This window comes from Mesorhizobium sp. M1307, from assembly GCF_040318155.1.
GTDB lineage: Bacteria > Pseudomonadota > Alphaproteobacteria > Rhizobiales > Rhizobiaceae > Mesorhizobium.
In genome coordinates, this window is sequence record NZ_JAMYLR010000083.1 from 1 (window position 1) to 7,463 (window position 7,463).

8 protein-coding genes and 1 pseudogene are annotated in these 7,463 nt (G+C 60.1%); 6 read left to right on the forward strand and 3 right to left on the reverse strand.

Features of this window, described 5'->3' with window-relative positions:
* On the forward strand, positions 1–866 hold an 866-nt coding region (locus tag NKH16_RS34270), incomplete at its 5' end, for a PHP domain-containing protein (protein ID WP_352903859.1).
* Here the strand turns inward: NKH16_RS34270 and NKH16_RS34275 are convergent.
* A complete protein-coding gene (locus tag NKH16_RS34275; protein WP_352903860.1) occupies positions 863–1,525 on the reverse strand; it encodes a hypothetical protein in 663 nt (220 codons plus the stop codon). The two genes, NKH16_RS34270 and NKH16_RS34275, sit on opposite strands and share 4 nt — an antisense overlap.
* A gap of 212 nt (positions 1,526–1,737) precedes the next feature.
* Between NKH16_RS34275 and NKH16_RS34280 the strand changes: the two are divergent.
* A pseudogene (locus NKH16_RS34280) lies at positions 1,738–1,839 on the forward strand ((R)-mandelonitrile lyase); the annotation flags it as partial.
* Positions 1,840–1,921: 82 nt separating this feature from the next.
* Here the strand turns inward: NKH16_RS34280 and soxR are convergent.
* Positions 1,922–2,356 carry a redox-sensitive transcriptional activator SoxR gene (gene soxR / locus NKH16_RS34285; RefSeq protein ID WP_352903861.1) on the reverse strand — a complete coding sequence of 145 codons (435 nt, stop codon included), beginning with the start codon at positions 2,354–2,356 and terminating at the stop codon, positions 1,922–1,924.
* A gap of 85 nt (positions 2,357–2,441) precedes the next feature.
* Between soxR and NKH16_RS34290 the strand changes: the two genes are divergently transcribed.
* Together NKH16_RS34290 and NKH16_RS34295 are read left to right on the forward strand one after the other, a co-directional pair.
* On the forward strand, positions 2,442–3,164 hold the full coding sequence (locus NKH16_RS34290) for an SDR family NAD(P)-dependent oxidoreductase (protein WP_352903863.1): 723 nt from the start codon (positions 2,442–2,444) through the stop codon (positions 3,162–3,164).
* Positions 3,161–4,255, forward strand: a complete 1,095-nt coding sequence (locus NKH16_RS34295) for an S-adenosylmethionine:tRNA ribosyltransferase-isomerase (protein ID WP_352903865.1) — start codon at positions 3,161–3,163, stop codon at positions 4,253–4,255. The genes NKH16_RS34290 and NKH16_RS34295 overlap by 4 nt, the downstream gene beginning before the upstream one ends.
* A 264-nt stretch (positions 4,256–4,519) precedes the next feature.
* Here the strand turns inward: NKH16_RS34295 and NKH16_RS34300 are convergent, their stop codons facing one another.
* A complete protein-coding gene (locus NKH16_RS34300; protein ID WP_352903867.1) occupies positions 4,520–4,906 on the reverse strand; it encodes a hypothetical protein in 387 nt (128 codons plus the stop codon).
* A gap of 813 nt (positions 4,907–5,719) precedes the next feature.
* Between NKH16_RS34300 and NKH16_RS34305 the strand changes: the two genes are divergently transcribed.
* Together NKH16_RS34305 and NKH16_RS34310 are read left to right on the forward strand one after the other, a co-directional pair.
* Entirely contained in the window at positions 5,720–6,325 is a 606-nt protein-coding gene (locus tag NKH16_RS34305) for a cupin (RefSeq protein ID WP_352903868.1), read from the forward strand.
* Positions 6,315–6,803, forward strand: a complete 489-nt coding sequence (locus NKH16_RS34310; protein ID WP_352903870.1) for a hypothetical protein — start codon at positions 6,315–6,317, stop codon at positions 6,801–6,803. Before NKH16_RS34305 ends, NKH16_RS34310 begins: the two co-directional genes overlap by 11 nt.
* Positions 6,804–7,463 lie beyond the last annotated feature (660 nt).

The window sequence follows — 7,463 nt, forward strand, 5'->3', positions numbered from 1 at the left end:
AGCTGATCGCGTCAGCGACAGAAGAAGAAATCTACCAAGCTCTAGACTTGCAGTTTATCGAGCCTGAATTGCGCGAAGGCAGGGATGAGATTGAGCGAGCGGCAAAGCAGAAGCTACCCGCCCTCATTCGGGATGAAGATCTGCATGGCATCCTGCATTCTCACACGACCGCATCCGATGGCACCGAAACGCTTGAGGCAATGGCTGAAGCCACGCGTAGGCGCGGTTTCGAATACTATGGTGTCGCCGATCATTCGCAGTCCGCTCACTACGCAGGCGGCCTTTCGTTGCAGGAGATTGCTGAACAGCACCGCGAAGCTGACCGGCTGAACAAGGCATACAATGGAAAATTTCGCATACTGAAGGGCATCGAGGCGGACATCCTGGCTGATGGCTCGCTCGATTACCCGAATCATATTTTGGAGACGTTCGATTTCGTCGTCGCGAGCGTGCACAGCCGCTTCAAGTTGCCGAAGAAAGAGCAGACGGAGCGTATCATTGAGGCGATCGGAAATCCTCGGACGACAATCATCGGGCACATGACCGGTCGCCAGCTGTTGCGCCGGCCCGGTTATGATCTCGACATCGACAAAGTCCTCAAAGCGTGTGCGAAATACGGCGTTGCCGTCGAAATCAACGCACATCCGTGGCGACTCGACCTCGACTGGCGCTGGCATCAAAAGGCACTCGATCAGGGCTGCATCTTCAGCATCAATCCGGACGCTCATTCGATCCGCGAGCTCGATCACATGCATTGGGGTGTCGAGATGGCGCGCAAGGGCGGTGTCCCTGCGAAGCGGGTCCTGAACGCGATGCGTTTGACGGCCCTCCTTGCGCATCTCGCACGGCGCAGGCAAACGTCCTAGCCTGCTTGTGCGCCCGGCTTATCGCGCAGGAGTCCGTCATTCTCAAAATCTTCCCAGCCGCGCAAACTGGAGTGCGAGTTCTCATCGGGCCCATAACCAGCTGAAGCTGCAGTTCCGCGACCGCTTCTTTGAGCGCGTTTCATAGCGGCCCTCCCCGCGGCTCGCCGCCTATTCTCTGCAGCTGTCGCTGCGTCCTGTTCGCGCCAGACCGTAACCAGATCGCGGTCAAGCACATCTTCCACGTGCTGCGGGTCGAACACGTGAAAGGTGATGTTCCTTGCCCGCCCGCGAAGTTTCACCGTTTTCGTCCCCGCGCTCTGCAAGCGACCATCTTTCAGCCAGCGGTGCCGTTCGGCCGTCGAGATCGTCAGAATGTCCTCGATTTCACGGGGGATTACGGGCATGTCTTCGATATTCTGCAGTGCTTTGGATACGATCCCGAATACCACCTGCCCATCATTCTGGGCGCCCTCAGACAGGCGCAGGGTAAGCACGCGGGACTCGATATTGAGCAATTTCCTGAACTCCGTTGGAAGGCGGGCGCGTATTTCGAGAAAAATACCCCTCGCTCTGACGGACGATCCAAACGTTGCAGCCGGCGTTAAAGGCCACTCTCCAATCAGCTTCGCTGTTGCATTGATTTTTCGGCGCGTGGACATGCCCCTTTATATAGGTCACCGATTGTCGGCAGCGATGAGCCCATCGCAAACATATTCCTCGACCATCAGGTGTTCGTAGGCAATCTCAGGCAGGCCATCCGCTCGACATCACTACGGAACTGCGTTCTAAACCAGGACGTGATGGTGAAGGTTGGTCGCGCCGCGACAAGCTGCGCCCCGTCCGACGAGCTTCTTCGATGCGCCCCGCCTGCTCCCCAACTACGGCAATGTCGCATATTGCTATTCAGGAATCACTCGATTGCAAGGCCGTCGAGCGGATGGAGAAAGTCAGCGACGAACAATACCGTCGCTGAACCTTACCGGGGCCGCAGCGTCTCGCACTCGGCGAAGTCTTGCGCTGCCGAGTTCTGCAATAGTGACAGGCACGCTGCCAACTCACCCCAGCCAATATCTCGGCCCCGGCCCCTTGCGTCCTGCCATATCGGTAGGGTTTGCAAGGCTACACCGGTCGATCGACAGGCAGCCGCAACCGATGCACTCGGTAAGCCCCGACCTCAGGCGCTGCAACTCGGCGATGCGCTGGTCGATGCGCTTGGTCCACTGGCCCGACAACCGCGACCAATCCCGACGCGACGGCACGCGATCGGCTGGCAACTTGGCCAGCTCGCCGCCGATCTCCTCGAGCGTCAGCCCAATTCGCTGCGCGAAGACGATGAAGCCGATCCGGCGCAGCACGGATCGCGGATAGCGTCTGTGTCCCGAGCCGGCCCGCTCGGACGCGATCAGCCCGCGCTCCTCGTAGAAGCGCAGGGCCGATGATGCGACGCCGCTGCGCCGCGCCACGTCGGTGATGGTCAGCATGGAATCCATGCATGAACGAAAGCACAATTCCCGCTTGACTTCAAGTTAACTTGAACTTGTACCAAGAGGCATACGGATTAAAGGAGCACTGGCAATGCAGACGAATGTCGAACTTCAGGGACTTCGCGTGGCGGTCGCGGGCGGCACGTCCGGCCTCGGACTGGCGCTTGTGCGGCAGCTTGCCGCGATGAATGCGTGCGTCGCCTTCGTCGCCCGCACCGCCGCGAATGTCGAACGCATCGCCGACGAGACGGGCGCGCACGGTTTTGTCGGCGACGTCGGCAAGAAGGAGGACATCTACCCGATAGCGTTGCAGGTCACTGCCAGCCTCGGCGGGCTCGATGTCCTGATCAACAATGCGTCGAGCCTCGGCCCCGTCCCTCTGGCGCTCCTTGCCGATACCGAGTGCCAGGAGCTGGAAATGGCGCTCGCGGTCAATCTCGTCGGCGCGTTCCGGCTGACGAAAGCCCTGTTCGGTGCGCTTGCCGCCTCCGCACGCGAGGGCCGCGGCGCGCTGGTCATCAACATTTCCAGCGACGCCGCGGTGAACGCCTATCCCGGCTGGGGAGCATACGGCGCGAGCAAGGCCGCTCTTGCCCATGTGACGGCGATTTGGGACGAGGAGGCGAAAGCAGACGGCATCCGGCTCCTCGCGCTCGACCCCGGCGATATGGACACCCCGCTGCACGCGCTGGCGCTTCCTGATGCCGATCCGTCGACATTGAAGCGCCCCGAGCAGGCAGCTGCCGAGATCATCGAAAAGATGCTCGACGCGTTGTCGGTCCGCTCTACGCGTCTCGCCGGAGCACATGGATGATTGCCGCCGATCGTCCCAATCGGCGCTCTGCCAGGCTGTTCGTCGTCGAGGCGGACGGCACGATGCGTGACCTGCCGCGAGCTGGACTCGCGACGCTGTTCAACCCCGGCGATCTGGTCGTCGCCAATGACGCCGCGACCTTGCCTGCCAGCTTGCACGGCACGCATGTCCCAAGCGGTGAGGCGATCGAGATCCGCCTGGCGGGCTGGCTATCACTTCCCGATCCAACCCGTTTCGTGGCGATTGCCTTCGGCTCGGGCGATCACCGCACGCGCACGGAAGACCGGCTGCCTCCACCTCCGCTGTCACCAGGCGATCGCCTCCGGCTCGGCTCGCTTGACGCCGTCGTAGAGCGCCTTCTCGACCATCCACGCCTTCTCGAGTTGCACTTCCCAGGCAATGGCGTAGCGGTGCTTGCAGGACTGGCGCAGCACGGCCGGCCGATCCAATACGCGCATCTTCCCGAGCCGTTGGCACTGTGGGATGTTTGGACGAAGATTGCCGCCGGGCCGGTCGCGTTCGAGGCGCCGTCGGCAGGCTTCGCGTTCAACTGGCGCACGCTCCAAGCCTGGCGTCGGCACGACGTTGGCTTTGCAACACTCACGCATGCTGCGGGCGTCTCTTCTACCGGCGATCCCGCGCTCGACTCGCGCCTTCCCTTCGACGAGCCACACCGCATCCCTGGGCGCACCGCGGCGCAGGTCGCGCGGGCGAAGCTGCGCGGCAGCCGCATCATTGCGATCGGCACGAGCGTAGTGCGCGCTCTGGAGGCAGCCGCCAATCCCGATGGCAATGTGCGTGCCGGAAATGGCATTGCGACAGGGCGCATCGGGCGGGGCACGCGGCTTCGCGTGGTCGATGCGATTCTCACAGGCGTCCACCAGCCCGGCGAAAGCCATTTCGAGCTCCTGCGCGCCTTTGCCGATGAAGCTCTGCTCGCCAAGGCCTCCGCAGCCTTCATGGCGTATCGATACCGCGCGCATGAATTCGGCGATTCCATGCTGCTCAATCGCCAACCGCTGCTTCTATCGCGCGAACGGAACCGTGCCGAGGTGCTCGAGACGAAGCCTCTACTCGAGGCGTGGCTATGATGTCGGCAGCTTCGATGGCATTCCGGCCGCACCGCGAACGTCAGCTTCGGAGAAGCGCCGGAAAGGTCGGCAACTGGCGCTCCTTGCTCATTCCACAGCCGGCAGAGTTGACTGCGAGTGACCCAGCAGCGATCATAATGATCGCCACCAAATCAGCGTTTGTTCTCCGTTAGCGCTATTTCAACGCGAACCTCTCAACCATGGACGCGATCCGGTCTTTGGCGCATTAAGGAGGCGGACGTCGTACACGACGGGGAAGCCCTTCTATCCTTTCCACATCGTCGAGCGGAGAAGAGCTTGCATATGCTCTGCCAAGTCGAGCTCACCGCGCGCCTCGATCTTCAAAAGATATCGGGCCTTGGACCGGCGATCACCTTCCCTGACCGCAGGATAGGCGCATACAGCCAGCAGCGCCCTTTCCTCAGCCCGGCTGGCTCCGTCGTGGTCGCGGTTACTGCCGCCCATTTCGTGGATCGCCTTGCCGAATGCCGCGTACGCTGCCTTGTGCGCATTGATCAGCGCCCGCAGATCGCGGGACGGTTCCCGGTCCTCCCGTCGCGGCTTTGTGGCGAAAGCCGATGCCGCAACCGTCGAGGCGACAACGGCGCTGGCGGCGTTGAGAAGCAAGGCGCGGCGATTCATCCTGGACATGGTGAACTCTCCTCTTCACTTCATGGCAGGCTGCCAGAACGATGTCGTAGGATCGGCCAGCTGCGCTTCCACAGTAGCATGACTGCCGGCGCGTTCATGTCAGGATGGATGGTAACGTCGGATGCGTTGCAGCCAGAGCATAGCTGGCGCGACTGCGCGAATCGGCATCTCGCGAGGCGTTTCCATCGATTATTTCCCCTCGGCCTCGCCACCAACGAACGGATCGCCATTCTGGCGTGGTCCGTGGTCATGGTGATTGCTCCGACTTCGCTTCGATCATGGGGCGCCGCTCACGCGGCGCCCTCGGCGGTAATGGCTTTCATCACCCGTTCGGCCGCCCAATCGTCCGGCCTCGTCCATTCATAGGGGTACGCCTTAAGCATCGACCTTCTTAAGCTCCGAGAGCCGCACAAGGCCGTTCTGGCTGCGGAAAGTCACTGTCGTATTCGTACTTTGCGCCTGGGCGATCGGGGTGACGTGATCGATGATTCAACATAAGCGGGTTTCCGCTGAATCGGCGGCGGAAATTGGTCGAAGGTTGGCCCGGGTCCTAGAATCCAAAAACTTGGAGGACGCGAATGCCTTCCGGCGCAGCACCGCCAAGACAATTCTCGTTCAACTCCGGCAGGCACAAGCTGAGCGGCCGACATACGGACGGTTCTCTGACTTTCACTCCTCCTCGCGGCCGCAGCTTGAATAGCGGCCGTTCGGCAAAAGGAACAAAGTGCGGTGTCGCTGGTTGAGATTTGTTGAGACCAGAGCGGGAGGTTTCCCCGCTGCTCTGTCTGACGTCTCGTCCAGCAAGGATTCGCCGTGGGCATTCTTGAGAGCCTGAAGAAAGCTACCGAGCAGGCGACTGGTATCGCGCGACCGAGAAAGCAAGAACTCGCCGAATTTGTGAAGGTGAAGAAGCCATTCGAATTTCGGTTCAAGGATGACGGCCTGGTGCCGAACCACCCCTTCTGGCCGTTTGTCGTCTATCGTGGCGCCGTAAGGTCGGTGGAACAATTTGATTCCGCAGCCGTGCTGGAAGAGCTTTTCGAGGCCAATGGGTGGAGTAGCTGCTGGCGGGACGGCATCTACCGCTACGTTCATAACCAATCCCGCAAAAATGAAGTGCTTGGAGTTGCGCGCGGAACCGGCAAGGTTCGGTTCGGGGGCAACAGGGGCCGTACATTGTCCTTGAAGGCCGGCAACGTGGCAGTTCTTCCGGCCGGCACCAGTCACCAATGTCTCTCCGAGTCTGGTGGTTTCCTGGTGGTCGGCGTTTATCCCGCATCCGGCGCTTATGACGAATGCACGACAGCCCAGGAACATGAGCGGGCATTACGAACGATTCCCAAGTTGGCCGTCCATGGAAGGATCCGGTCTATAAGAGCAAAGCGCCGCTGGTGTCAGTGTGGAAAAAATGAAGCTTGAAGATGAAGTCCGCCACGTTTCCGAAGACTTCGACGATGATGTACTGAGTGACGCTGTGCGGGCGCTGCATCGTCGGGTGAAGATCGTTCATGATTTCGATATCCCCTACATTGCTGGCTACAGCAAAGATGGCAGGACGATTTATATCGACCGTCATATGCCTCGCACTATGGATTGGAAATCGGCCAAGGTCCGGCTTGCCCCATTTCTGCTAACGCACGAGATCATTGAAAAGGCGCTCCTAGACGAACTCGGGCTTCACTATCTGCACGCGCATCAAATCGCCCTTCGAGCCGAACGCGATGCCGTGAAAGCGGCGGGTGTTGGCTGGTCCGCTTACCAGGCCGTCAACAAAAAGAACGAAAAACCGATCTCCGAAGAGAAGCTCAAGAAGATCCCCAAGGATCTTGACCTGACGCCCTACCGCGACATGAGTGATTTTTCAACGCTAGAGCGTCTGCTGAAGGCGCAACGATAGTCGGACAGGCCAATGGGTCCTCGCTTGCCACTTCTATGACCGCCGTTCGCTGCAGAGCCGACGATGGTCTTTGTTAGTTTCGTGCCCGGCCGAGAGTAGGGCTTCAGTCGCAGATGCTAAGGAGGCAGTAGGTTTCCCTGTTCCTTGGCCCCTTCGAGAAACGCCCCGCGGACCACTTCGCGTTTATCGATCAAGGCATGCATGGCAGAGCTGCAGTGGGCTGAGCCATTTGGGGCCACACTGCTTGGTCCTGTGCAACAGCTGCTCGGCGGCCCGCTCGATGTTGTTGGCACTGATAGGCAATGCTACGACGGGTGGTCCCTACGGAAACTGGCTTCGGGATTGGCGCTTAATTTGAGAAGCTGGAAGGTCGGATGTGCGCTCCCACTGGTCGTCGCGGAGGATCAGACGACTCCATAATTCCCATGGCTGCCTAAAAAGACAGCCTTGAATCTGATTTGCTCAGCCTTGGGAATCCCAAGAGTCCACACGACCTACTGTGCGTAGGGTTTTGATCTTCTAGTCGAACCCATGTTTCGATTGATGATTACTCGACGTGCCCCATTGACGCCAACTACCTCGCCCAGAGCAGCTCCGATGCCAGTTTCAAGAAGTGCAAAATGGCCCATAAATGCGCCGACCAGAGTGAATGCTCTCGTA

Bases quoted from the DNA above. Each gene is read 5' to 3' on its own strand.
- NKH16_RS34275 (WP_352903860.1), bottom strand. From the start codon at position 1,525: ATGTCCACGCGCCGAAAAATCAATGCAACAGCGAAGCTGATTGGAGAG.
- soxR (WP_352903861.1), bottom strand. From the start codon at position 2,356: ATGGATTCCATGCTGACCATCACCGACGTGGCGCGGCGCAGCGGCGTC.
- NKH16_RS34290 (WP_352903863.1), top strand. From the start codon at position 2,442: ATGCAGACGAATGTCGAACTTCAGGGACTTCGCGTGGCGGTCGCGGGC.
- NKH16_RS34295 (WP_352903865.1), top strand. From the start codon at position 3,161: ATGATTGCCGCCGATCGTCCCAATCGGCGCTCTGCCAGGCTGTTCGTC.
- NKH16_RS34300 (WP_352903867.1), bottom strand. From the start codon at position 4,906: ATGTCCAGGATGAATCGCCGCGCCTTGCTTCTCAACGCCGCCAGCGCC.
- NKH16_RS34310 (WP_352903870.1), top strand. From the start codon at position 6,315: ATGAAGCTTGAAGATGAAGTCCGCCACGTTTCCGAAGACTTCGACGAT.